Origin of the sequence: Kitasatospora sp. NPDC101801, from assembly GCF_044766665.1 — a bacterium.
In the GTDB taxonomy this organism is placed as follows: Bacteria; Actinomycetota; Actinomycetes; order Streptomycetales; family Streptomycetaceae; genus Kitasatospora.
Genome location: NZ_JBIWML010000001.1, coordinates 917,100 through 941,173, shown reverse-complemented (window position 1 = coordinate 941,173; position 24,074 = coordinate 917,100). Strand labels below are relative to the sequence as shown.

The 24,074-nt window shown below is 74.1% G+C and carries 22 protein-coding genes; 4 read left to right on the top strand and 18 right to left on the bottom strand.

Features of this window, described 5'->3' with window-relative positions; all coding sequences use genetic code 11:
* The 10 genes from ACIRPK_RS04135 to ACIRPK_RS04090 all read right to left on the bottom strand — a co-directional run bounded on the left by ACIRPK_RS04135 (position 1) and on the right by ACIRPK_RS04090 (position 11,944).
* Positions 1-798, bottom strand: coding sequence for an inositol monophosphatase family protein (locus ACIRPK_RS04135; RefSeq protein ID WP_403032766.1), 798 nt, complete (start codon positions 796-798; stop codon positions 1-3).
* 119 nt (positions 799-917) lie between these two features.
* The gene (locus ACIRPK_RS04130; protein ID WP_403032605.1) at positions 918-2,090 is read right to left on the bottom strand and encodes a type III PLP-dependent enzyme; all 1,173 of its coding nucleotides are present in this window, start codon (positions 2,088-2,090) and stop codon (positions 918-920) included.
* A complete protein-coding gene (locus ACIRPK_RS04125) occupies positions 2,090-3,799 on the bottom strand; it encodes an IucA/IucC family protein (protein WP_403032602.1) in 1,710 nt (569 codons plus the stop codon). Before ACIRPK_RS04125 ends, ACIRPK_RS04130 begins: the two co-directional genes overlap by 1 nt.
* A complete protein-coding gene (locus ACIRPK_RS04120) occupies positions 3,799-4,989 on the bottom strand; it encodes an MFS transporter (RefSeq protein ID WP_403032599.1) in 1,191 nt (396 codons plus the stop codon). The genes ACIRPK_RS04125 and ACIRPK_RS04120 overlap by 1 nt, the downstream gene beginning before the upstream one ends.
* Positions 4,989-6,677 (bottom strand): IucA/IucC family protein, encoded by a 1,689-nt coding sequence (locus tag ACIRPK_RS04115; protein WP_403032596.1) that lies wholly within the window; start codon positions 6,675-6,677, stop codon positions 4,989-4,991. The genes ACIRPK_RS04120 and ACIRPK_RS04115 overlap by 1 nt, the downstream gene beginning before the upstream one ends.
* On the bottom strand, positions 6,674-7,870 hold the full coding sequence (locus ACIRPK_RS04110; protein WP_403032593.1) for an acetyl-CoA carboxylase biotin carboxylase subunit family protein: 1,197 nt from the start codon (positions 7,868-7,870) through the stop codon (positions 6,674-6,676). Before ACIRPK_RS04110 ends, ACIRPK_RS04115 begins: the two co-directional genes overlap by 4 nt.
* A gap of 70 nt (positions 7,871-7,940) precedes the next feature.
* Positions 7,941-8,945 (bottom strand): ABC transporter substrate-binding protein, encoded by a 1,005-nt coding sequence (locus tag ACIRPK_RS04105; protein ID WP_403032590.1) that lies wholly within the window; start codon positions 8,943-8,945, stop codon positions 7,941-7,943.
* Between the two features lie 133 nt (positions 8,946-9,078).
* Positions 9,079-9,918, bottom strand: coding sequence for an ABC transporter ATP-binding protein (locus tag ACIRPK_RS04100; protein WP_403032587.1), 840 nt, complete (start codon positions 9,916-9,918; stop codon positions 9,079-9,081).
* Entirely contained in the window at positions 9,915-10,982 is a 1,068-nt protein-coding gene (locus ACIRPK_RS04095) for a FecCD family ABC transporter permease (protein ID WP_403032584.1), read from the bottom strand. The genes ACIRPK_RS04100 and ACIRPK_RS04095 overlap by 4 nt, the downstream gene beginning before the upstream one ends.
* Positions 10,979-11,944, bottom strand: coding sequence for a FecCD family ABC transporter permease (locus tag ACIRPK_RS04090; RefSeq protein WP_403032763.1), 966 nt, complete (start codon positions 11,942-11,944; stop codon positions 10,979-10,981). The genes ACIRPK_RS04095 and ACIRPK_RS04090 overlap by 4 nt, the downstream gene beginning before the upstream one ends.
* Positions 11,945-12,132: 188 nt before the next feature.
* Here ACIRPK_RS04090 and ACIRPK_RS04085 point away from each other — a divergent pair, with 188 nt between their 5' ends.
* Positions 12,133-12,891 (top strand): (2Fe-2S)-binding protein, encoded by a 759-nt coding sequence (locus tag ACIRPK_RS04085; RefSeq protein WP_403032582.1) that lies wholly within the window; start codon positions 12,133-12,135, stop codon positions 12,889-12,891.
* Positions 12,892-12,898: 7 nt separating this feature from the next.
* On the opposite strand, the gene ACIRPK_RS04080 is transcribed toward ACIRPK_RS04085, so the two are convergent.
* Positions 12,899-14,125, bottom strand: coding sequence for an MFS transporter (locus ACIRPK_RS04080; protein ID WP_403032579.1), 1,227 nt, complete (start codon positions 14,123-14,125; stop codon positions 12,899-12,901).
* Between the two features lie 298 nt (positions 14,126-14,423).
* Positions 14,424-15,164, bottom strand: a complete 741-nt coding sequence (locus ACIRPK_RS04075; protein WP_403032576.1) for a MerR family transcriptional regulator — start codon at positions 15,162-15,164, stop codon at positions 14,424-14,426.
* Positions 15,165-15,323: 159 nt separating this feature from the next.
* On the opposite strand from ACIRPK_RS04075, the gene ACIRPK_RS04070 reads away from it, so the two are divergent.
* The 3 genes from ACIRPK_RS04070 to ACIRPK_RS04060 are packed head-to-tail and all read left to right on the top strand — an operon-like array spanning position 15,324 to position 18,657.
* Positions 15,324-16,856 carry a flavin-containing monooxygenase gene (locus ACIRPK_RS04070; protein WP_403032573.1) on the top strand — a complete coding sequence of 511 codons (1,533 nt, stop codon included), beginning with the start codon at positions 15,324-15,326 and terminating at the stop codon, positions 16,854-16,856.
* Positions 16,853-17,776 carry an alpha/beta fold hydrolase gene (locus ACIRPK_RS04065; protein ID WP_403032570.1) on the top strand — a complete coding sequence of 308 codons (924 nt, stop codon included), beginning with the start codon at positions 16,853-16,855 and terminating at the stop codon, positions 17,774-17,776. The genes ACIRPK_RS04070 and ACIRPK_RS04065 overlap by 4 nt, the downstream gene beginning before the upstream one ends.
* On the top strand, positions 17,773-18,657 hold the full coding sequence (locus ACIRPK_RS04060) for an SDR family oxidoreductase (protein ID WP_403032567.1): 885 nt from the start codon (positions 17,773-17,775) through the stop codon (positions 18,655-18,657). The genes ACIRPK_RS04065 and ACIRPK_RS04060 overlap by 4 nt, the downstream gene beginning before the upstream one ends.
* Before the next feature lie 82 nt (positions 18,658-18,739).
* Here ACIRPK_RS04060 and ACIRPK_RS04055 read toward each other — a convergent pair whose 3' ends face one another.
* The 6 genes from ACIRPK_RS04055 to ACIRPK_RS04030 all read right to left on the bottom strand — a co-directional run bounded on the left by ACIRPK_RS04055 (position 18,740) and on the right by ACIRPK_RS04030 (position 24,018).
* On the bottom strand, positions 18,740-20,959 hold the full coding sequence (locus ACIRPK_RS04055; RefSeq protein WP_403032564.1) for an NADP-dependent isocitrate dehydrogenase: 2,220 nt from the start codon (positions 20,957-20,959) through the stop codon (positions 18,740-18,742).
* Positions 20,960-20,994: 35 nt separating this feature from the next.
* A complete protein-coding gene (locus ACIRPK_RS04050) occupies positions 20,995-21,945 on the bottom strand; it encodes a serine hydrolase domain-containing protein (RefSeq protein WP_403032561.1) in 951 nt (316 codons plus the stop codon).
* Positions 21,942-22,874, bottom strand: a complete 933-nt coding sequence (locus tag ACIRPK_RS04045) for a DUF6895 family protein (protein WP_403032559.1) — start codon at positions 22,872-22,874, stop codon at positions 21,942-21,944. The genes ACIRPK_RS04050 and ACIRPK_RS04045 overlap by 4 nt, the downstream gene beginning before the upstream one ends.
* The gene (locus tag ACIRPK_RS04040; RefSeq protein ID WP_403032556.1) at positions 22,871-23,542 is read right to left on the bottom strand and encodes a hypothetical protein; all 672 of its coding nucleotides are present in this window, start codon (positions 23,540-23,542) and stop codon (positions 22,871-22,873) included. Before ACIRPK_RS04040 ends, ACIRPK_RS04045 begins: the two co-directional genes overlap by 4 nt.
* A gap of 87 nt (positions 23,543-23,629) precedes the next feature.
* The gene (locus ACIRPK_RS04035; protein WP_403032553.1) at positions 23,630-23,818 is read right to left on the bottom strand and encodes a hypothetical protein; all 189 of its coding nucleotides are present in this window, start codon (positions 23,816-23,818) and stop codon (positions 23,630-23,632) included.
* Between the two features lie 14 nt (positions 23,819-23,832).
* Positions 23,833-24,018, bottom strand: a complete 186-nt coding sequence (locus tag ACIRPK_RS04030) for a hypothetical protein (RefSeq protein ID WP_403032550.1) — start codon at positions 24,016-24,018, stop codon at positions 23,833-23,835.
* Between the last annotated feature and the right edge of the window lie 56 nt (positions 24,019-24,074).

Below are 24,074 nucleotides of genomic sequence, written 5' to 3'. Positions count from 1 at the left end.
TCAACCGCCCAGCAGCACCGCTCTGACCCGCTCCCAGACCGCCGGATCGGCCGCCACCAGCAGCCCGTCCGGACCACCGGGCGGCTCCGGCCGGTAACCGGTGCCGTCGAGGCGGGCGGCGACCCCGCCCGCCTCGGAGACCAGCAGCGAGCCGGGGGAGTGGTCCCACGGCAGGGTGCGCCAGTAGAGGATGAACTCGCTCTCCCCGTCGGCGATCTGCGGGTACTCCATGCCCGCCGAGCGCAGGCCGTCGCCGGTCTTGCCGAAGACCCGGACGGCGGTCTGCATCCGGTGGTGCTCGGCCGGGGCGAGGTAGCGGCTCTTCACCGAACCGCGCCACTTCTCGGGCGCGTCGGTGACGGCCGGCCGGGCCAGCCGGTGCCCGTCCCGCCAGGCGCCGGAGCCCAGCTCGGCGGCGTACGCGGTGCCGGTGACGGGCTGCCAGATCCAGGCGGCGACGGTCTGTCCGGCCCGCACCAGCGAGGCCATCACGGCGAAGTCGGGGCGGCCCGCGACGAAGTTCGAGGTCCCGTCCACCGGGTCGACCAGCCAGACGGCCGGTTCGGAGCGGAGCGCCTCGGCCAGCGCCGGGTCGGCGGCCACCGCCTCCTCACCCACCACCGGGACGGGCAGCAGCTCGCGCAGCCGACGGGAGATGATCACCTCGGCCTCCCGGTCGGCGATCGTGACGATCTCCCCGGGGGCCTTCTCGATCACCTCTCCGGCGGCCAGTGCCCGGAAGCGCGGCTCGACCACCTCTGCCGACGTCTCGGCGAGGATCTCGGCCACCTTCTCCATCAGCACGTGCGCGCTCCCTTCGCTGGGTACCACTCTCGCACGTCCCTCCGGCCCCGACCTGCGGCGCCCCACCGACAGGGGTGGGCTGCGGCAGGTCGGGGCCGGCCCGGTGCCCGGGGTCAGCCGAGGAAGTGGAAGCCCGGCCGAGGGTGCATCAGGAACTCGTGGTGCGAGATGTTCCAGGCGTAGGCCCCGGCCATCGCGAACACCACCCGGTCGCCGGCCCGCAGCTCCGCGACCGGGACGCCCGCCGCCAGCACGTCCTTGGGCGTGCAGAGCTGCCCGGCCACGGTCACCCGCCCGGTGGTCACGGCGGGCCGTTCCCAGGGGTGCGGCCAGTCGGCCACCGGGAGCACGCCGAACGGCTGGTCGTGGCCCCGGGTGGCGGGGGTGCGCAGGTGGTGGGTGCCGCCCCGGACGATCGCGAAGTCCTCGCCGTGGCTCTGCTTCACGTCCAGCACCTCGGTCGCGTAGTGGCCGCAGTACGAGGTGAGCGCCCGGCCCGGCTCGATCCGCAGGGTCAGCCCGGGGTGCCGGTCCAGCAGCTTCGCCAGCCCGGCGCCGAAGGCCGTCCAGTCGAAGCGGGCCGCCGGGTCGGCGTAGTCCACGGCCATCCCGCCGCCGACGTTGACCTCCGCCAGGGTGATCCCGTGCCGTTCGGCCAGCGCCACCGACCACGCCACCACCTGCTCGGCGACCGCGAGTTGGGCCTCGGCGGCCAGGCCGCTGGCCAGGTGGGCGTGCACGCCCGCCAGCCGCAGCCGCTCGAAACCGGGCTCCGCCAGCAGTTGTACGCAGCGCGAGACCAGCGCCGGGTCCAGCCCGAACGAGGTCGGCCGGCCGCCCATCGCCAGCGGCACCGTGTCCAGCGAGCCGTCCGTCACCGGCAGGTTGGCCCGCAGCAGCACGTCCACCGGGCCGTCGGCGAGCGCGGCCAGCAGGCGCAGTTCGTGCTCGCTCTCCACGTGCCAGCGCCGTACCCCGAGCCGTAGCGCGGCGGCGATCTCGGCCGGGGTCTTGCCCGGTCCGCCGAAGGCCAGCGGGTGGTCCGGAACGGCCGCCCGGACGTGCGCCAACTCGCCTCCGGAGGAGACCTCGTAGCCGTCCACGGCGGGGCCGAGGGCGGCCAGGATCTCCGGCTCGGGGTTGGCCTTGGCCGCGTAGTACAGCTCGACCCGCTCCGGCAGCGCGGCCCGGACGGCGGCGGCGTGCGTGCGCAGCGCGGCCAGGTCGTAGACGTAGACCGGGAACTGCTCCGGCGTCAGCGAGGCGATCAGGGCGGTGACGGACATCAGGCGCTCCAGCTCAGGGCCAGCACGGACTCGCCGAGCGGCGAGGGCAGCGGGACGTACCCCGCCTCCCGGTCGGCCTTGCGCTCCCAGCGGGTGAGCAGGTTGGCCTTGGCGGGCAGCGGGACGCCCGCGAGCAGCGCGGCCAGCCGGGGCGGGCAGCCGTGCGCGTCGCCGAACTCGCCCAGCACGGTGCGCAGTTCGTTCCAGAACGCGGCCTCCAGGGCCGGGTGCTGGTCGGCCAGGGCGGAGACCAGCTCGGACAGGTGGTTGACCACCAGGCAGTACACCACCCGGTCCCAGCCGCGCTGGGCGTCGTAGGACATCGGCCCGGCCACCTCCGGGGGCAGGCCGGCCAGCAGCTCGGCGTTCCGCTCCGGCAGCAGCTTGGTGCCCTCCAGGTCGCGGAACAGCACCTGGGCCGGGCGGCCCCGGTCGTCCACCCCGAGCACCACGTTCTGCAGGTGCGGCTCCAGCACCACGCCGTGCTCGAAGTAGGCGGCCAGCACCGGCGGCACCACCAGCCGCAGGTACGCACCCCACCAGTCGAGCGCCCCGGTCGGGCCCGAGTCGCCCAGCAGCTCGGCCAGTTGGGCCGAACTGGTCGGGTACTCGTCGGCCACCGCCGCCGCCAGCAGCGCGGTGACGCCGGGCCGGAGCTTCTGCTCCAGCCCCTCCCGGACGATCAGGCCGAAGCCCTCGAAGAGCGAGTTGTCCAGCACGCCGTCCGGGCCCGGCAGGGCCAGGGTACGGAAGGCGGGCTCGCGCAGCATGGCCGCGTCGGGGTACTGCTCGGCCAGCGTGGCGAAGGGCTCGGCCAGCAGCCTGGTCATCGAGACCGCGCCGGTCAGCTCGTAGGCGGAGTTCTTGCGCAGGCAGTTGGTGATCCGGACGTTCAGGCTGAACTTCAGGAAGGCGCCGGCACCGTGCAGGGTGCGCACCGAGGCGGTGGCGGTGAACGGCACGCCCCGCTCGCCGAGGTCGAGCACGTCGCCGCGCTCCAGCGCGGCGGTCAATCCCGGGTGGTCGCACAGCAGCTCGTACTGCCAGGGGTGGGCGGGCAGCAGGGTGTAGCCGGCCGGCACCTCGCCCAGCGAGTCCAGCAGGGCCAGCGCGTCCGGGTCGGTGGTGTCCTGCGCGACGTACTCGGAGCGCACCGCGAGGTGGCGCAGCCGGAACGCGGCGCGGGCCTCGGGGGCGTAGTCGTCCCAGGAACCGCGCTCGGCGTAGCGGGACTTGGGGGCCGGGTGGAAGCGGTGGCCGAACAGCAGGGCCTGCTCGGACTCCAGGTAGCGGTCCGGCCCCGGGGCGGACCGGCGGTCCAGTCCGTGGGACACCCCGGCGTGGCTGGAGGTCAGCTGGGTGAGGAACTCCTCGTTCCGCACCCCGGTGCGCAGCGTCAGCTCGGCCTGGACGTGCTCGGCCAGCTCCCGCCAGCCCAGTTCCCGCCAGCCGTCCGGGCCCTCCTCGAAGACCGGGCCGGTGAAGCGGTGCGCGCCGGTGAGCGAGGTGCGGCGCAGCGTGATCCGCAGCGCGACGCCCCGGCGGGGCAGCTGCAGGTGCAGCCGGCCGTCGGCGATCGCGGTCTGGTGCTCGGGTCCTGAGACCTCGCGGAGCAGGCAGTTGAGCAGGGTGTGGGTGACGGCGTGGTCCGCCGTGGGCAGCGTGCTGGGCCCGGCGTCGGCCGGGGCGATGTCGATCGGTGAAGGCATCAGTTGCTCCTGCGGGAGAGGAGGACGAGGGAGGCGGCGGCGAGTGCGACGGCGGTGCCCGCCAGCACGGGGGCGGTCGGTCCGAAGGCGCTGTTGACCAGCGCGGCGACCACCCCGGCGGCGACCGCGCCGCCCTTGGAGACGAATTCGAGCGAGCCGAACATCCGGCCCGGGGCCCGCCCGCGGCACGCGTCGGCGGCGAGCACCGAGAGGCAGACCAGACCGAGGGTCAGGCCGATGCCCAGCAGCAGCCGGGCGAGGGTGAAGGTGAGCAGCGAGGCGGCGGGGCCGTGCGCGGCCAGACCGAGCGCGACGAAGCCGAAGCCGATCGCCAGGCCGGTGCGCGGCCGCTCCAGGAAGCGGGTGTGCACCCGTCCGGCGGCTGCCAGGTAGCACAGGTGCGGCAGCGCGAAGAGCAGGCCGGTGACCGTGCCGGAGACGCCGGGCAGCTTCTGCTCCACCAGCGCGACCAGGTACGGGAAGGAGATCACGGTGGCGAAGACGAAGGCGAACTCGACGGTGTAGAGCAGCTTGAGCGACCCGGGCACGACGTCGGTGGGCTCGGCCTCCGTGGTCGGCCGGACCGGCCGGGACGGTTCGGGCAGCAGGGCGAGCAGCCCGGCGGCGAGCAGCGGGAGGACGGCCATCACCAGATACTGCCGGTGCGGGGATATCCAGGGCGAGAGGGCGCCCACCAGGATCGGCGCGGCCACCAGCGAGGCCCGGGCGCTGCCCTGCATCAGGGTGAGCGCCCTGGACAGCCGGGGTCCCTCCAGCGCGGCGGCCAGATAGCCGTTGGTGGCGGCGAAGGTGCCGCCGAGGAAGCCCTGCAGCACCAGCGCGACCGTGAAGGCCGGCAGGCTCTCGGCCCAGCCGGCGATCAGGAACGAGACGGTGAGCCCGAGTTGGGCCCGGAGCAGCAGCCGCTTGCGGCCGAACCGGTCGGCCAGCCGGCCCCAGAGCGGGGCACCGAGGCCGCTGAACACGGTCGGCACGATGTACAGCACCCCGGCCCAACTGCCGTCCTGGTCACCCAGTCCGGGCAGGATCCGGGTCAGGAACGGCGGCAGGCCGAGCGCCGCGAACGAGGCGACGAAGTAGCAGGCGGCGATCGCGTGCACCTGGCGGCGGTCCAGCCCGGCCGGAGTCGGGGCGGCGGTCACCGTGCGCTCGGCTGCTGCGGTGCTCATCAGACCTCCAGGCGAAGGTAGTTCGGGCCGCTGGTGTAGTGCTTGTTGATGTCGGTGGCGCCGGAGCGCTCCTTGCTGAGCAGCGACCCTGCGGTGACCATCGCCTTCACCGGCAGCCGCTCGGCGTCCAGCAGGGCGGCCCGCAGCGGGTCGCCGGCCGGGCCGAGCCGCCCGATCGAGCGCTCCAGCTCGGCCCGGAGCAGGCCGAGCAGCTCGGCCAGCGGAGCCCGGCCGTGGGCGGCCAGCCCGAAGGCGAGCGAGGCGGTGCACAGGTGGCCGGTGATCGTGGTGAACAGGTCGGTGAGCGCCAGGTCGCTCGACGAGAAGACCCGGGCGTCGTCGAACTCGCCGACGAAGGAGCCGAGTCCGCCGAGCCGCTCGGTGTTCACCCGGGGGCCGTCGTTGTCCTTGTAGAGCAGCCGCAGCCGGGTCGCGCCGTCCACCCGGTCGAGCACCAGCGAGGTGTTCTGCTGGTGCGACTCCAGGGCGACGCCGTACCCGAACAGGGTGGTCTGCCAGTCCAGCAGCAGCGCCAGCAGGTCCCGGTAGAGGGCGGTCACCGAGCCGTCGTAGAACCGGTCGGCCAGCAGGTCGACGACCAGGCCGCCGGGTGCCGGGGCGAGCAGCGCGGCCAGCGGCACGGTCAGGGCCCGCTCCAGGCCGGCCGGGTAGCGTCGGACCAGGACCGCCAGCAGCTCGTGGCCGGTGTGCGCGTAGCCCTGCTCGTCGGCGTGCAGGATCCGTCCGGCCAGTCGCGGTTCGCGGGCCAGGACGGCTTCGAACAGCCGCTGCCCGGCCGCGCCGTCCTCCAGGGTGCCCGGCTTGATGGTGCGCCGGTTGCGCAGCCCCAGGGTGGCGGTGGTCAGCGGCAGCTTGAGGTGCCACTCGGGGTGCTCGGCCAGCGCGACGGTGCGCATGGACAGGGTCGGCACCACCGTCAGGTACGTGACCTCGGCGAGCACCGCGCCCGGCGCCGCGAGCAGTGCCTCACCCGCGCTCAACGGGTGCACCGGGAACAGCACATGGCTGTCCGTCAGGTCGGCCAGCCCCAGCTGTGCCGGGCTCGGCCACCAGTCAGGGCGCGGCCCGATGGTGTCGACGGCCGGCGCCCCGGCCGGTACGGCCAGCCAGTTCAGTTCGAAGCTCGGGTGGAACTCCGGTGCGTAGGAGCGCAGTTCGTCCTGGCTCAGACCGGACCGGCCGCGCGCGGTCGGGTACACCGGGTGGTCCAGGAAGGCGGCCAGGGTGTCGAAGCCGAGCGAGCTGCCCAGGCCGGTCCAGTCGGCGGGGTGCCCGCCGTACCGGAGCGCCAGCAGGTCGTGCACCCGGTCGCTGATCTCCGCGTGCAGCTCCATGGTGGCCAGGGTCTGCCGGCACTCCTCGGCGAAGGCGAGGTAGCCGTCCCGGTCCTGCGGATCGGCCAGCTCGGTGAGGTGGGCCAGGATCTCCGGGAGTCCGTCGAGCGGCTTGTCGTCCACCGTCAGCAGCGGGAGCCGGGCGGTCAGTTCGCTCTGGAAGCCGTCGGCCTCGACCGGCAGCGCGAGCGCCCCGACCCGCAGCCAGCGGCCGTCCGCCCGGTCCTCCACGGTGCTCGCGGTGCGCAGGCCGAGCACGTCCTCGCGGAGCAGGGCGCCGAGCACCCGCAGGGTCAGCTGCCCGGCCTGGGCGGAGCGGGAGTCGACGCTCATGCGGAGATCTCCCAGCGGTTGGCCGCGATGAACCCGGCGACCGCGCGGTCCACCGCGTCCTGGTCGGTGCCGACCGCCCAGATCACGCCCAGGTAGTCGCGGTTGGTGCCGTAGTGGTCGTGCCGCTCGCCGACCGAGCGGAACGGCCGGTAGCTGAGCCGGACGCCGTCCCGGTCCTGGTCGAAGGCCTCGGGAGCGGCGCTGAGCACCCCGGCCCGGTCGGCGCAGACCGCCTCGTTGCGGGCCCGGCGGTCGGTCCGGGCACCGAGGTCGGCGGGCAGCGGCACCCCGAGGTGGGCGCGGAGCACGTGCTCGAAGAACGGGATCTCCAGCAGCTGGGCCAGCATCAGGTCGCACTGGTCCCCGATGGCCCGGTAGTTGATCTCGATGATCCGGGCCCGGCCGTCGGCCTGCAGGACGAACTCGGTGTGGCAGGCGCCGAGTCCGACGCCGACCGCGTCCAGCTGGGCGAGCACCTGCTCGGTCACGCCCTGCGGGTGCGCGGGGACGAACTCCAGCACCTCCTCGATGAAGTTCGGCGGTGGTGAGAGCCGGGTCCGGAAGCCGCCGAGCACGTGCCGGACGGTGCCGTCGCCGAGCGTCTCCAGGGTGTGCAGCTCGCCGGCCAGGAACTCCTCGACCACCAGCGCCGTACCGGCCCGGCGGGCCCGGATCGCCGCCACCCGCTCGGCGAGTTCGGCCGCGTCGGCGACCAGGGCGACGTCCTCGCTGGCCACGCCCTCGCGGGGCTTGACCACACAGGGGAACGGCGGGTCGAGCTCGGCCGGGTCCTGACCGGGCGCCAACTCGCCGGACCAGACCGCGTCCAGCCCGGCGGCGGCCAGGTGACGGCGGAACTGGGCCTTGTTCTTGGCCCGCAGGGTGGCCTTCCAGTCCTTTCCGGGCAGCCCGAAGTACTCGGCGGCCAGCGCGGTCTGGGTCTGCAGATGGTCGCTGTTGCTGAACACCGCGTCCGGGGCTTGGAGTTGCGAGATCAGGCCGATCACCTCGCGATGGTCGTGCACCGCGCACTCCACCACCTCGGGCACGAAGTCCCTTCCGGCGTAGGCCTTCCGGTGCGCCTCGGGGGAGTCGGTGAGCACGGTCACCGACAGGCCGAGCCGCCCGGCGGCGGGCAGGAAGCCGTCGGTGACGGAGTCGGTGGGGTTGAGCGCGAGCAGGTACATCCGCATGGCGAGGTGTCCTCTGTGTGATGCAGGAGGGTCGAGCGGGCCGGGGCGCCGTGCGCCCCGGCCCCGGGGACTACTTGGGCGCGTCGACGCCGGCTGCCTTGGCGATGTCGCCGAGCATCTGCTCGGCGGCCTGCACACCGATACCGGACATCCAGGTCTCGTCCGGCACGTTGAAGACCTTGGCGTTCTTGACCGCGGTCAGGCCCTGCCAGACCGGGGTGGCCTGGACCTCGGCCTGCTTGGTCTTGGTCGGGTCGGTGGCGACGGTGACGAACACCAGGTCGGCGTCGGCCTGGTTGATCAGCTCCGGGCCGACCTCCAGCATCGCCTTGTCGACGTCCTGCGGCGTCGGGCGGGCCAGTCCGGCGTCCTTCAGCACCACGCCGCTGAACGAGGCCTTGGCGTACAGCCGGGTCGGACCGGCCACGAAGCGGACCACCGAGACGGTCGGCGCCTTGCCCGCGTTCTTCTCGGCCACCGCCTTGCCGAGCTTGGCGGCCTTCGCCTCGTAGTCGGCCAGCGCCTTCTTGGCCTCGGCCTCCTTGCCGAGCGCCTGGGCGTGCAGGGCCAGGTTCTCCTTCCACGGGAAGCCCGTGGTCTCCGACATCACGGTCGGCGCGATCGCGTTGAGCTTGTCGTAGACCTTCTCGTGCCGGACCTTGGAGGTGAGGATCAGGTCGGGCTTGAGCGAGGCGATCAGCTCCAGGTTGGGCTCGGCGCTCGGGCCGACGTCCTTGGTGCCGTCCACCTTGCCCTTGAGATAGGCCGGGAAGCCGCCCTCGGTCTTCAGGTGCGGGGCGACCGCGCCGACCGGTGTGATGCCCAGCAGGGTGACGTCGTCCAGCTCGCCGCTGTCCAGCACCACGACCTTCTTGGGCTGGGCCTTGATCTCGGCGGTGCCCATCGCGTGCTTGACGCTGCGCGGGAAGACGGCGGCGTCGGCGGCCTTCGAGCCCTCGGCCGGCTTGGCGTCCGAGGAGCTGCCGCTGCTGCCGCAGGCGGCCAGCGAGACGGTCAGCGCGGCGGCCAGCAGGACGGCGGGGATTCTGCGCAGGTGGGTGGTGGGCTGGGACATGGTCGGGTCCTTGCTGTGGGAGGTGCGGGCAGGGTGGGGCGACCGGCGCCGCGGTGCGGTCCTCGGGACGGTCCGCCGGGTCGGCGGTCGGTGCTCGGGGCGGAGGGGCCGGAAGTCGGAGGGTGAGGGGGCGTCAGACGCGCGCCGGGCGGCGGCTCCTGGCCCGTGGGACGACCAGCGGGGTGCCGGTCTCGGGGTCGGGGATCACCTGACAGCGGACCTGGAAGACGGCCTCCACCAGCTCCGCGGTGAGCACCTCGGCGGGCGGCCCGGCGGCGGCCAGCCGGCCGCCGTCGAGCACCACCAGGTGGTCCGCGTACCGGGCGGCCTGGCCCAGGTCGTGCAGCACCATGACCACGGTGCGCCCGGCCTGGTCGTGCAGGTCCGCGACCAGGTCGAGCACCTCCAGCTGGTGCCGCAGGTCGAGGAAGGTGGTCGGCTCGTCCAGCAGCAGCAGCTCGGTGTCCTGGGCCAGCGCCAGTGCTATCCAGGCGCGTTGGCGCTGGCCGCCGGAGAGCTGGTCCACCGGGCGGTCGCGCAGCTCGGCGGTGCCGGTGCGGGTCAGCGCGTCCTCCACGGCCGCCTGGTCGGCGGCCGACCAGGGGCTGAGCATCCGCTGGTGCGGGAAGCGGCCGAGCCGGACCAGCGACTCGACGGTGATCGCCTCCGGGGTGACCGGCTGCTGCGGCAGCAGGCCGAGCCGCTTGGCCAGCGACCGGGCGGTCATCCGGTGGATGTCGGAGCCGTCCAGCGTGACGGTGCCGGCCGCCGGGGCGAGCAGCCGGGTCAGGCCGCGCAGCAGGGTGGACTTGCCGCAGGCGTTCGGGCCGACGATCGCGGTCACCGAGCCGCCCGGCAGGGTCAGGTCGAGCCCGGCCACGATGGTCCGGTCGCCGTAGCGCAGGTCCAGTCCGGTGGCGGCGAGCTGATTGCCGGTCGGTGCGGCGGTGGCGGTCGGCTGGTCGGCGGTCACGACTCACTCCTCTGGGGCGGCCGCCCCTGGCGGATCATCAGGACGAGCAGCCAGGGCGCTCCGAGGGTGGCGGTGACGGCGCCCACCGGAAGGCCGTGGACCGGCAGCAGGTTCAGTACGGCGTAGTCGGAGCCGAGCAGCAGCAGGGCGCCGGTGAGCGCGGTCAGCGCCAGGGTGCCCGGGGTCGGCGGTCCGGCCAGCAGCCGGACCAGGTGCGGGACGGCCAGGGCGACGAAGGCGACCGGGCCGCACAGCGCGGCGGCCATCGAGGCCAGCACCACGGCGAGCAGCAGCAGGCCGAGCCTGGCCCGGTTCGGGTCGAGGCCGAGGCCGCCCGCCGAGTCGTCGCCGAGGTCCAGCACCGCGACCCGGCGGTACAGCGCGAAGACCGCGAGCACGGTCAGCACGATGGCGGCGCCGCCGATCCTGACCTCGGTCCAGTTCCGGCCGTAGAGCGAGCCGGTGGTCCACTGGAGCGCGGAGGAGGCGAGTTCGGCCGGGAACCGGACGATCATCAGGTTGACCGCCGCGGCCAGCCCGGACTGGACGGCCAGGCCGACCAGCACCAGCCGGTTGACGGCCATCCGGGAGCGCCAGGCGAAGGCGCCGAGCAGCAGCGCCGCCAGCACCCCGCCGCCGAGCGCGGCCAGCGGGATGAACGCCTGGCTCGCGCCGAGCGCCAGCATCAGCACCGCGCCGAACGAGGCGCCGCCGGTCACCCCGACCACGTCGGGGGAGGCCAGCGGATTGCGGAAGAGCCGCTGCAGCAGGGTGCCGGCGACCGCCAGCCCGGCCCCGGCGATCAGCGCCGAGACCACCCTGGGCGCCCGGAACTCCTGCACCACCAGGACGTCGCCGGGGTCGCCGAGGCCGATCAGGGCGCGCAGTGCGTCGAGCAGCGGGAGTTGGAGCTGACCCGTGCTCAGCGCCAGCCCGGTGAGCAGCAGCAGAGCGAGCGTCAGGCCGAGGCCGAGCAGCAGCGAACGGCGCCGCCGCCGGGCGATCGCGCCGGTCCCGGTCCCGGTCCCGGTCCGGAGGCCGGTGACCGGCAGGACGGCGGTCACCGGGCGGCCTTCCGGGCCAGCAGGGCGAGCATCGGGGCGCCGAGGAAGGCGGTGACGATGCCGACCTCGATCTCGGACGGCCGGACCACCAGCCGGCCGAGCACGTCGGCGGCCAGCAGCAGCACCGCGCCGCCGAGCAGGCAGCCGGGGATCAGCCAGCGGTGGTCGTGGCCGAGCAGCGGCCGGACCAGGTGCGGCGCGGCCAGCCCGACGAAGGCGATCGGCCCGGCCACCGCGACCGCGCCGGCGGCCAGCAGCACCACCGCGAGCCCGCCGAGCACCCGGATCCTGGCCACCGGCACGCCGAGCGCCTGGGCGGCCTCGTCGCCGAGCGCCAGTGCGTTCAGGGCGGGCGAGACCAGCAGCGCGAGCAGCAGGCCGGTCAGGATCAACGGCAGGACGGGAGTGAGCACTTCGAGGCTTCGGGTGCCGATCGAACCGGCCAGCCAGAACCTGGCCTCGTCCAGCGTGCGGTGGCTGGCCAGCATCACCGCGGAGGTCCAGGAGGTCAGCACGGCGGTCAGCACGGTGCCGCCGAGGGCGAGCCGGACCGGGTCGAGGTCACCCGAACGGCGGGCCATCGCGTACGCCAGCACGGCGGCGGCCGCGGCACCGACGACGGCGAACCAGACGTACTGCAGCGGGTGGGTGAGCCCCAGCGCGAAGATCGCCACCACCACGGCGAGACTGGCGCCGGCGTTGATGCCGAGGGTGGTCGGCGCGGCCAGCGGGTTGCGGGTGACGCCCTGGGCGACCGCTCCGGCCACGCCGAGCGCGGCCCCGACGGTCACCCCGATGATGGTGCGCGGCACCCGAAGGCCCGTCACGACATCGGCGTCCCCGCCGGTCAGTCGCCCCGAGAGGGCGTCAAGAACGGTCCCCAGCGGGATCGGACGCGATCCCAGGGCCAGGCTGAGCGCCGCGCACAGTGCGAGCGCCGCGAGCCCGGCGAGCAGCAGCAGGGGCTGTCTGTACGTCGCCGTGGTCCGCCGCGCCGGGGCTGTGGACTCCGGCTGTTCGGTGGTAAGCACGAGATGGAAGCTTAGGTTAGGTTGCCCTAAGTTTTCAACCCGCCCCCCAAGTGGGCAACTTCCCCGGCTCGCTATAAGGTGAGCCTCACCTTATTCGATCGAGAGAGTGGGTGTCCCGGATGACGGCCGTGCTGGTCTCGCCGGACGAGCGGTTGGCCGAAACCTATCGGTCGGTGATCAGTGCCTGCGGCACGCTCCGCGTCGCCCTGCAGCACGGCCCGACGCCCGGTCAGGGCTGGCTGCGGCTCAGCGAGCTGGGCTCGGGCCTGGACGCGCTGGTGGCCGCCGAGGCGGCCCGGATCGAGGCCGCGCACGGCACCGCCCCGCGCGCCCATGTGGCGGGTTCCCGGCTGCTGCACCACTACCTGTGGTCGGCCGGGCTGCTGTTCAGCGGCCCCTGGTACCTGACCGGTGAGCTGCCGGTGCTCCGGCCCGAGGACGTCTGGATCGAGATCGCCACCGGTGACCTGCTGGTCCGTCCGAGCGGTTCGGCCCCGGCCGACGAGGCCGGCCTGCGGGCCGCCGTGGCGGCGCACGTCGAGCCGGTGCTGACGGCGTTTCAGCCCATCGTGAAGCGCGGACCTCGGGCGCTCTGGGGCATGGTGACGGACGATCTGGTCTCCGGGATCTGGTACCTCGGCCGGATGCTGGGCGAGGAGGCGTACGCCGTCCGGGTGGCCGAAGCCGTCCTTCCGGGTGACACCGCGCCGTTCCCGGGCGCCGCCGACTTCCGCCGGCTGGCCGGCACCGAGGGCCGCAGTCATCTGACCAGGACCAGGCTCGGCTGCTGCCTCTACTACGCGGTCCAGCCGCCGGACGCCTGCGTGACCTGCCCGCGCACCTGCGACGCCGACCGGGTGCGCCGGCTGGAGGTCTGACGGCCGGTCAGGCGACCGTGACCGGCTCGGCCGCCGGTGCGCCCGCCGGAACGCGCCGGTAGCGCCGTCCGGTGGCGGTGCCGGCGGCCAGCGCGCAGGCGGCCAGCGCGGCCGCGCAGGTGATCCAGAACGGCGCGGTGGTGCCGTGCCGCTCGGCCAGCAGACCGGCCAGCAGCGTGCCGCCCGCCTGGGCCAGCGTGATGCTGGAGACCAGCGCGGCCATCGCCTCGCCCAACCGGGCGGCCGGGACGGTCCGTTCGACCAGGCCGAACATCGTGATCATCTGCGGTGCGACCGCCAGCCCGAGGCCGCCGATGGCCAGTGCCAGGCCGCCGACGCTGCCGACCGCGAGCAGCGGCAGCGAGACCGCGAGCAGCAGCGCGGTGCCGACCCGCAGCCGCAGCGGCAGGTCCCAGCGGGCCGGCAGGGCGACGGTGGCCAGTCCGGCCAGTGCGCTGGTGCCGCCCATCAGCCCGTAGATCAGCCCGGCCGCGCCCGGCTGCCCGAGCGCCCCGGTGGTCGCGGTGACCCCGACCTGGACCGAGCCGAAGCAGGCGCCGAGCAGCGCCATCCCGGCCAGCAGCAGCACGTACGGCGTGGTCAGCAGTCGTCCGGCGGCGCGTTGTTGGGCCGGGTTCCCGGGTGCGGCGGTCGGGTGCAGGGCGAACAGGGTGGCGCAGACCGCGACCAGGGCGGCGCCCACCAGCAGGCCGGCCGCCGGGTCGACCAGGGTGGCCAGCAGGCCGATCACGGCCGGTCCTGCGGTGAACGAGATCTCGTCCACGGTGCCGTCCAGCGAGAGCGTGGCAGTGGTCAACTCGGCGTCGCCGTCCGCCAGTCGGATCCAGCGGCTGCGGGACAGCGGCCCGACCGCCGGGACCGACAGGCCGATCAGGGCGGCGGCGACCAGCTGTTCGGGCAGCGGGCGCCCGGTCTCCGAGGCGCCCACCAGGGTCAGGATGGCCAGCGTGTTGACGACGGCGGTGGCCAGGCCGATCCGGCGCTGCCCGTGCCGGTCGGCGAGCCGTCCGACCAGCGGGCCGCCGACCGCCTGGCCGATCGCCAGCAGTCCGGTGGCGGCCGAACCGCGCCAGACGCTGCCGGAGTTGTGGGTGACCAGCAGCAGCACCCCGATCGGGCCCATCGCGTTCGGCAGCCGCCCGAGCGCGGACCAGAGCAGCACCCGCCCGCCGGTCAGTCCGGCGGCGGTCCGGAACGCGGTGAACACGGCCATGCTGGCTCTCCCGTACGGGCCGGGCTCGGGGCGCCCGCCTCCCGTCCGCCGGCCCTGACAGGTGATCGTCCCGCGGGTGGGTCTCGACCGTACGGTGTGCCCGGCCCGGCCCGGAAGGGTGGCTTCGCCCAGGGTGGCGGTGCGGTCACGGTGTGACACCTGTAGGACCACCCAATGCGCCGCGCCCTCCTGATGGACCGTCATCAGGAGGGCGCGGTGGGTGTGCGGCGCCGAGGCGAGACCCCTCACGCTTCGACTTAGGTAAGCCTAACTTGAAGCACGGGAGGGGTGCAAGGGGTCAGAGGTGCTGTTCCAGCACGGCCCGGTACTCCGTGGTCACCCGCCGGTCCATCGCCAGCGTGAACTGCGCGTCGGCCACCGTCCGGGCCAGCGGCCGTACCCGCTGCACCTGTTCGGTCAGCCGGGCGGCCTCGGCGGGGGTGAGTTCCCCGGCCTGCTCCAGTGCGCCGAGCAGCTGCTCGCGGATCAGCGAGGTGAACACCTCGGCGACCGCGTCGGCGTACTCCTGCGATCTGCGGCTGGCCGCCAGCACCGCGCCGAGCGGGATGCCCTCGGCCACCAGGGCGGTGGTGGCGTCCATCAGCCGGCGGCTGACGTGGGTGATGCCGTCCTCCTCGACCGTGATGTAGCCCTGGTCGATCGACTCGGCGGTGTTGCGCTCGGTGAGCTGGTCGCCGAACGCCCGCTCCAGCTCGGCCCAGCTCAGGTGCACCGGGGTCTCGTCCGACCAGGGGGCGGTGATGGCGGCCTTCAGGCCGATCAGCCCGGCCACGTCCTGGCCGTTCTCGCCCGCGCCGATCAACTCGGTGATGCCGCCCAGGGTGTGGCCGCGCTCCAACAGCTCGCCGATCATCCGCAGCCGGGTCAGGTGCCGCTCGCCGTACCAGGCGATCCGGCCCTCCCGGCGGGGCGGCTGGAGCAGCTTGCGCTCGCGGTAGAAGCGCAGCGTCCGGGTGCTGATCCCGGCCGCCTCGGCCAGCTCCTCTGCCCGGTACTCCCGGTGCTCCTCGATCTCCACGGCGCCCAGCATAGGACCGACCGGCCGCAGGGGAGCCGGGAGAACCGATCCGGTCGGGCTTCTTCCACTCGGTGTCAGCAAGGACTACCCTGCCAATCGCGCCAGCAATTACTGGCGCGGTTCTAATGGACAGGACCCAGCCCCCCAGGAGGCCGACGCATGGCAGCCAGCCCCAAGCGCACCAAGCAGCGCCCGACCGAGGGGACCCCGCACGTCCGGGTCGCCGTGGTCGGTTCCGGATTCGGCGGCATCGGCGCCGGGGTCCGGCTGCGCCGGGCCGGGATCACCGACTTCGTGATCCTGGAGCGGGCCGACGCGGTCGGCGGGACCTGGCGGGACAACAGCTACCCGGGCTGCGCCTGCGACGTCCCCTCGCACCTCTACTCGTTCTCCTTCGCGCCCAACCCCGACTGGCCGCGCAGCTTCTCCGGCCAGCCCGACATCAGGGCCTACCTGGAGCGGGTCACCGACACCTTCGGGCTCCGGCCGCACCTGCGGTTCAACGCCGAGGTGACCGAGCTGCGCTGGGAGCAGGAGCACACCCGCTGGCGGATCACCACCGCCGCCGGGGTGTGGACCGCCGACGCGGTGGTCTCCGCCTCCGGGCCGCTGGCCGACCCGCAGATCCCCGAGCTGCCCGGCCTGGCCGAGTTCCCCGGCAAGGTCTTCCACTCCTCCCGCTGGGACCACGACTACGACCTGACCGGCAAGCGGGTCGCGATGGTGGGCACCGGTGCCTCGGCCGCCCAGATCATCCCGCAGATCCAGCCGAAGGTCGGCAGGCTGACGGTCTTCCAGCGCACCCCCGCCTGGGTGCTGCCGCGCCGCGACCGGGAGATCTCGGCCGCCGAGAAGTGGCTGCACGCCAAGCTGCCGCCGACCGGCACACTCCGTCGGGCGGCCCTGTTCGCGCTCCGCGAGCTCCAGGTGGACGCCTTCGTCCGGCGCCCCGGCACCCTCAGGCTGGTCGAGCAGCTCGCCGTCCACAACCTCCACAAGGGCGTCGCCGACCCGGAGTTGCGGGCCCGGCTGACCCCGGACTACCGGATCGGCTGCAAGCGCATCCTGCTCAGCAACACCTACTATCCGGCGCTGGCCGCGGCCAACACCGAGGTGGTCTCCGCCGGTCTCACCGAGCTGCGCGGCTCCACCCTGGTGGCCGCCGACGGCAGTGAGCACGAGGTGGACGCGATCGTCTTCGGCACCGGTTTCCACGTCACCGACATGCCGATCGCGCACCGGGTGTTCGGCATCGACGGGGTCAGTCTGGCCACCGAGTGGAAGGACGGCCTGGAGGCGCTGCGCGGCTCGACGGTGCGCGGCTTCCCCAACCTGTTCTTCGTGATCGGCCCGAACACCGGGCTCGGCAACAGCTCGATGATCCTGATGATCGAGTCCCAACTGAACTACCTGGTCGACGCGTTGACCACGCTGGCGGCGCTCGGCGGCGGCGCGCTGCAGCCCACCGCCCGGGCCCAGCGGCAGTGGAACCTCGAGCTCCAGCACCGGATGAGCCGCACCGTCTGGTCCACCGGCGGCTGCCGGAGCTGGTACCAGGACGAGGGCGGCAAGAACACCGTGCTCTGGCCCGCCTCCACCAGCAGCTTCCGCCGGGCCACCCGCCGGCTCGACCTGGCCGAGTACGAGGTGGTCCGGCAGACCGCCCCCGTCGCCGAGGAGGCGCTCGCATGACCACCCTGCCCGCCGACTGCCTGCTGCCCGCCGCCGCCGAGGAGTACCGGATCCGCTCGGCCGACGGCCACTGGATTCACGCCGCCGCGTACGGCCCCGAGGACGCCCCGTTGGTGGTGCTGGCCCACGGCTGGACCTGCTCCACCCGGTTCTGGGCCCCCGTGATCCACCAACTGCTGCCCGACCACCGGGTGGTGGCGTACGACCAGCGCGGCCACGGCCGCAGCGACCGGCCGGTCACCCCGGCCGGGTACACCACCGTGAAGCTGGCCGACGACCTGGCGGCCGTGCTCGGCCGGGTCGTCCCGGCCGGCCGCCGGGCCGTGCTGGCCGGGCACAGCATGGGCGGAATGACCATCATGGCCGCCGCCGACCGGGCCGAGGTGGCCGACCGGACCGCCGCCGTCGCCTTGGTCAGCACCGGCGCGGGTGACCTGCTGGCCGAGCTGAAGGTGGTGCCGGACGCCGTCCGGGGCGGCCTGCGCCGTTTCCTGGGGCGGCAGTTGCTGCACTCCCGGCTGCCGCTCGGCCCGGTCACCCCGCTCAGCCGGGCCGCCCTGAAGTACGCCACCATGGGCCCGGCCACCCCCGCCGACCGGGCCGAGGTGAACGCCCGGATCGTGCACGCCTGCCCCGCCGGGGTCCGCCACCGGTGGTCCCTGGTGCTCGGCAGCCTCGATCTGTACGCCCAGCTCGGCAGGTTGGCCGCCCCCACCGCCGTGGTGGTCGGCACCCACGACCGGCTCACCCCGCCGGTGCACTCGCACCGGATCCTTGCCGCGCTGCCCGTGCCCGAGGGTCTGCTCGAACTCCCCGGGGTCGGCCACATGTCCCCGGTCGAACGCCCCGCCGAGGTGGCCGGCGAGATCCGCCGCCTGGTCCGCTCGCACCTGAACACCGCCCGGAAGGTGGCCGAATGAGCCCGCAGCTGACCGGTCAGGTCATCGTCGTCACCGGAGCCGCCCGGGGCGTCGGCGCCCTGACGGCCCGTAAGCTCGCCCAGCGCGGCGCCAGGCTCGCGCTGGTCGGCCTGGAGCCCGAGGAGCTCAAGGCGGTCGCCGCCCAGTGCGGCCCGGAGGCCGGCCACTGGGTGGCCGACGTCACCGACCTGGCGGCGCTGCGCAGCACCGCGCAGGCGATCGAGGAGCGGTACGGCCGGATCGACACCGTGGTCGCCAACGCCGGGATCGCCCTCGGCGGGCCGCTGGTGGACAGCGACCCCGACGCCTTCGACCGGGTGATCCAGGTCAACCTGCTCGGCAGCGTGGCCACCGCCCGGGCCTTCCTGCCCGCGCTCACCAGGAGCCGGGGCTACCTGCTGCAGATCGCCTCGCTGGCCGCGATCACCCCCGCCCCGCTGATGTCCGCGTACTGCGCGAGCAAGGCCGGGGTGGAGGCGTTCGCCCACTCGCTCCGCGCCGAGGTCGCCCACCAGGGCGTCAAGGTCGGTGTGGGCTACCTGAGTTGGACCGACACCGACATGGTGCGCGGCGCCGACCAGGACGAGGTGCTGCGGCGGATGCGGGCCGGGCTGCCCTGGCCCGCCAACAAGACCTACCCGCTGCCGCCGGCCGTCGACCGGCTGGTCGCGGGCATCGCCCGGCGCTCCGCGCACGTCTACGCCCAGCCCTGGCTGCGCGGCATGCAGCCGGTCCGCTGGCTGCTGCCCAGCCTGATCGCGGCCGTCGGCTCGCGGGACGTGGCCAAGCTGGCCCCGCAGCTGAAGGCCACCGCGGCCTCCCGGCTGCGCCCGGTCGGGGCCGGCGGCGAGGCCGACTCGGCGGCCCGCAGCACGCCCTGACCCGGCCGGAACGCGCCGAAGCCCCGCCCGCCAGAACGTGAGCTCTGCGGGCGGGGCTTCGGCGTCAGCGGGTGACGGACCGTCAGCCGAGGGTGGCCAGCGCCTCGTTGAAGGTCGCCGAGGGCCGCATGATCGCGGCGGCCTTGGCGGCGTCGGGCTGGTAGTAGCCACCGATGTCGGCGGGCGAACCCTGCACGGCGATCAGTTCGGCCACGATGGTCTGCTCCTGCGCGGCCAGCGTCTTGGCCAGGCCCGCGAACGCCTCGGCCAGCTCGGCGTCGACGGTCTGAGCGGCCAGCTCCTGGGCCCAGTACAGCGCCAGGTAGAAGTGGCTGCCACGGTTGTCGATGCCACCGAGGCGGCGGCTCGGCGACTTGTCCTCGTTGAGGAAGGTGCCGGTGGCCCGGTCCAGGGTGTCGGCGAGCACCTGGGCGCTCGCGTTGCCGGTGGTCTGCGCCAGGTGCTCGAAGCTCGCGGCCAGAGCGAAGAACTCGCCCAGGCTGTCCCAGCGCAGGTAGTTCTCCTTGACCAGCTGCTGGACGTGCTTCGGGGCGGAGCCGCCCGCGCCGGTCTCGAACAGACCGCCGCCGTTCATCAGCGGCACGACCGACAGCATCTTGGCGCTGGTGCCCAGCTCCAGGATCGGGAACAGGTCGGTCAGGTAGTCGCGCAGCACGTTGCCGGTCACCGAGATGGTGTCCTCGCCGCGGCGGATCCGCTCCAGCGAGAAGGCGGTGGCCTCGACCGGGGAGAGGATCTCGATCTGCAGCCCGGTGGTGTCGTGCTCCGGGAGGTACTGCTTGACCTTCTCGATCAGCACGGCGTCGTGCGCGCGGGTCGCGTCCAGCCAGAACACGGCCGGGTTGCCGGTGGCGCGGGCGCGGGTGACGGCCAGCTTGACCCAGTCCTGGATCGGCAGGTCCTTGGTCTGGCAGGCGCGGAAGATGTCGCCGGCCTCGACGGCCTGCTCCAGCACGACCGCGCCGGTGGCGTCGACCAGGCGGACGGTGCCCGCGGCGGCGATCTCGAAGGTCTTGTCGTGGCTGCCGTACTCCTCGGCCGCCTGCGCCATCAGACCGACGTTCGGGACCGAGCCCATGGTCGACGGGTCGAAGGCGCCGTGGGCGCGGCAGTCGTCGATGACGACCTGGTAGACACCGGCGTAGCTGCTGTCCGGCAGCACGGCCAGGGTGTCGGCCTCGGCGCCGTCCGGGCCCCACATGTGGCCGGAGGTGCGGATCATGGCCGGCATCGAGGCGTCGACGATCACGTCGCTCGGCACGTGCAGGTTGGTGATGCCCTTGTCCGAGTCGACCATCGCGAGCGCGGGGCCCTCGGCCAGCTCGGCGTCGAACGAGGCCTTGATCTCGGCGCCCTGGGGCAGCGCGGCGAGGCCGTCGAGGATGCCGCCGAGGCCGTTGTTCGGGCTCAGGCCGGCCGCGGCCAGCACCTCGCCGTGGGCGGCGAAGGTCTTCGGGAAGAAGGCGCGGACCACGTGGCCGAAGACGATCGGGTCGGAGACCTTCATCATGGTGGCCTTGAGGTGCACCGAGAACAGCACGCCCTCGGCCTTGGCCCGGGCCACCTGGGCGGCCAGGAACCCGTTCAGCGCGGCGGCGCGCATGACCGAGGCGTCCACGACCTCGCCCGCGAGCACCGGCACCGACTCGCGCAGCACGGTGGTGGTGCCGTCGGCGGCGAGGTGCTCGATCCGGAGCGCGCCGGCCTCGGTGACCACGGCCGACTTCTCGGTGGAGCGGAAGTCGTCGGTGCCCATGGTGGCGACGTTGGTCCTGGAGTCGGCCGACCAGGCGCCCATCCGGTGCGGGTGGGTCTTGGCGTAGTTCTTCACCGAGGCGGGGGCGCGGCGGTCCGAGTTGCCCTCGCGGAGCACCGGGTTGACGGCGCTGCCCTTGATCTTGTCGTACCGGGCGCGGACGTCGCGGTCCTGCTCGGTCTTCGGGTCGTCCGGGTAGTCCGGCAGCGCGTAGCCCTGCGCCTGGAGCTCGGCCACGGCAGCCTTGAGCTGCGGGATCGAGGCCGAGACGTTCGGCAGCTTGATGATGTTGGCGCCCGGCGTCTTGGCCAGCTCGCCGAGCTCGGCCAGCGCGTCGGCGATCCGCTGCTCCGGCGCGAGGAACTCGGGGAAGCTCGCGATGATGCGCCCGGCCAGGGAGATGTCGCGAGTCTCCACACTGACGCCCGCTGTCGAGGCGTAGGCCTGGATGACCGGCAGGAGCGAGTACGTCGCCAGGGCCGGGGCCTCGTCAGTGTGCGTATAGATGATGGTCGAGTCAGTCACCGGTGCTCCGCTCCATGTCTACTAACGTCTTGATATCAAGATATCTCGTCTTCGGCCGTTCCCGACACCAACCCCCTCTCCGAAGGGAGGGCGAGCAGTGCGTCGTACGCCGTCTGGACGAAACGGCCGCCGAGCGAGGGGCCGGCGTTGGCCAGCGCGGCCAGCGCGGTGCCGCGTTCCGGGTCGAATCCCACGAGGTCGGTGCAGCCCCGGGTGCCGCCGGAGTGGAAGTAGGTGCTCCGCCGCAGGCTCCAGGCCAGCGGCAGCCGGACGGCCCGCAGCGCGGGGGCGAGCGGCCCGGCCGGGGCGAGGTGGGCGGTCAGGTAGCCGAGCAGGTCCCGGCCGGTGGAGCGGAGCGCGCCGGCGGCCGGCAGCCCGGGGATCCGCCAGGGCGGCAGTGGGCGGCCCCGGCGGTGGCCGAGCGCCCGGCCCGGGGCCTGCTCGGCACAGTCGGTGGCGGTCAGCCCGAGCGGTCCGCAGACCAGCCCGGCCAGCAGCTCCGGGTACGGCGTCCCGGTGCGTTCGGCCAGGGCGCGGCCGAGCAGGGCCATCCCGAAGTTGGAGTAACGGACCCGGCCGGGCGACCGGGGCCTGATCGGGGCGGCCAGCAGCCGGTCGTCGCCGAAGGCCGCGTACGGGTTGCGGTACCACTGCGGCAGGGCGGAGCTGAGCAGGCCGGGCGGCAGCCGGGGCAGCCCGGCGGTGTGGGTGGCCAGGTCGCGCAGGGTGCAGCGGGCGGTGACCGGCAGATGGGCGGAGAGCGGGTCGTCCAGGGTGACCTCGCCGCGGGCGGCCAGCTCGGCCAGCAGCAGCCCGGTGAAGGTCTTGGTGACCGAGCCGAGTTCGTAGCCGGTGTCCGCGGTCACCTCCGGACCGCCCGCGAACTCCCTTCCATGGCAGAGCACTTCACCGCGTCCGCCGGCGAAGGTGACCAGTGTCACAGCGGTCGCCCCGGGTGCGGCGGCGACCAGGGCGGCCAGTGTCACACCGTCACCGGCGAGCCGCCGAGGGCGCGGGCCAGCGTCACCGTCCCGGCGATCGCCGCGACCACTGCCGTGTGCTCGTGGTCCTTGAAGGCCCGGGCCGGGTCCTGGTCGACCGGTTCGGCGTCCCGGGGGGTCAGGCCGTCGGGGTGCTGGGCGCCGGCCAGCCGCTCCCAGGGGTCGAGGCCGCAGACCGGCTCCCCGGTGCAGGAGTCCACGATCAGCAGCTCGCCGACCAGGTCCCACTGGCCGACCTCCAGCCAGATGTCGACCCAGACCGGCAGCCAGTCCCGCAGGTACGAGCGGAGCGGCGCGGGCAGGCCGTCCGGGCGGGCACCCCAGTCGGTCAGGTGGAAGACGGTGTGGGTGAGGTCGTAGCCGGTGCTCCAGTCGATCGCCCAGGGCTCGGGGGTGGCGCCGAGCCAGGTGGCGTCGGCCAGCGCGGCCCAGTCCGGCCGGTGGTCCAGGCCGACCACCCGGCGGGCGTTGGCGACCGCGAGCCGCCGGTTGGGCACCAGCTCGGCGGCGTGGGTGGCGCGGAGCCGGGTGAGCGAGCCGAGCAGCTCGTCCAACGGCCGGTGCCGAAAGCCGGACCGGGCGAAGTGGGCGTACGTCTCCAGCGGGTCGGACAGGTTGGGGAAGCGCAACTGCCGTTCGTAGAGCAGGTTCCCGCTCTGCAGCTGGTGCCAGCAGAACTCGATCAGCTCGCCCGCCGCCGCCAGGTCGCGGGCCCCGGCCACGCCGTCCCGCAGGATCAGCGAGGCGGCCAGTGCGGACTCCCCGATCGGCTTGTAGGCGGTGTCCGGGTCGGAGAGGTCGATGGTGGTGTCCGGCGGGAGGGTGCCGTGGCCGTCCTGGTGGGCCCGGTGCAGCCAGTGCAGGGCGTTCGAGCCGAGCCGTTGGGCGGTGCTCAGCAACCGGGTCTCCGTCATCGCCGACCCTCCGTCAACAGGCTTTCGGTGATGGTGAGTTCGAGCGCGGTCCGGCGGGAGTCGTCGCCGACCAGCCGGAGCCGGTCCAGCAGTGGCGGCAGTTCCAGCGGGGCCGGGGCGTCGAGCCAGGCCAGCCAGCGGGTCAGCCGGAGCGCGGTCCGGTGGTCCCGGCGGAGCATCGCCCGGGCGGCGCCACGGGCCAGCGCGAGCGGCTGCTGCCGGGCGGCCCGGTGCACCGGGCCGTCGAGTCCGGGCAGTGCCAGCGGGGCGAGCTGGGCCATCCGTACCGACCAGCGCGGCCAGTGTTCCGGGTCGGGGACCTCGCCGGGCTGCGGGCCGGCCCGGCCGGCCAGGAAGCCAGCCACGTGGTCCAGCCAGGCCACCACCAGGTCGTCCTGGCCGACGGGGGCGTCCTGGCCGGGCGGGAAGGCCAGCAGGGCGGCGGCCAGCGAGGCCGTGGTGACGCTCGCCAGCGGTGCCCGGGCGAGGAGTTGGGCGGCGAACAGGTCGGGGCCGAGCACCCGGAGCGCGGCGAGCTCGGCGGTGCTGGTGGGGTCGGTGAGCGCGACCGGGCCCCCGGCGCCGGTGACGGCGTCGAGGGCGCGGCCCGCCACCTGCTCGACCGCGGCGGCGTACGCGTCGCGCAGCGAGGTGTCGGTGAGCGGCATGGTGGTGAAGTCTCCTGTGGTGGCGGACCGTTCGGCAGGGCCGACCGGTCCTGACCGGGCCGGGTGGCCCGGTCGGGACCGGCGTGGTCAGCCGCCGGTACGCCTCGGGCCCGTCGGCTCCCTGGGGGACAGCGGGAGCAGCGGGGCGAGGGCGGTGGCCGGGCGGTGCAGCGGGGCGCCGCTGACCGGTGCCTCGGCCTCGGTGGGCAGGGCGGTCACGACCGCCCGTCGGTGCGGTGCGGTGGCCGGGCGGACGATGCCGGGGGACGCGGACATCGGACCGCCTCGGCTCAGCTCCGGTCCTTCGGGGGCTTGGGCGAGAGCAGCAGGAGCAACAGCAGCAGTCCGGCGGCCTCGGGCCGGTGGACCGGTGCCGCGCTGACGGTGGCCTCGCCCTCGGCCAGCAGCCCGGCCAGCGCGGCGCGTTCGGCCGCAGTGGCCTGCGGCCGTACCGGGGTGTGGATCTGAGTGGGCATCAGATACCTCCTTGTCGTCCAGGAGCGACGTCGGCTCGACGCCGCACGGCAAAGCT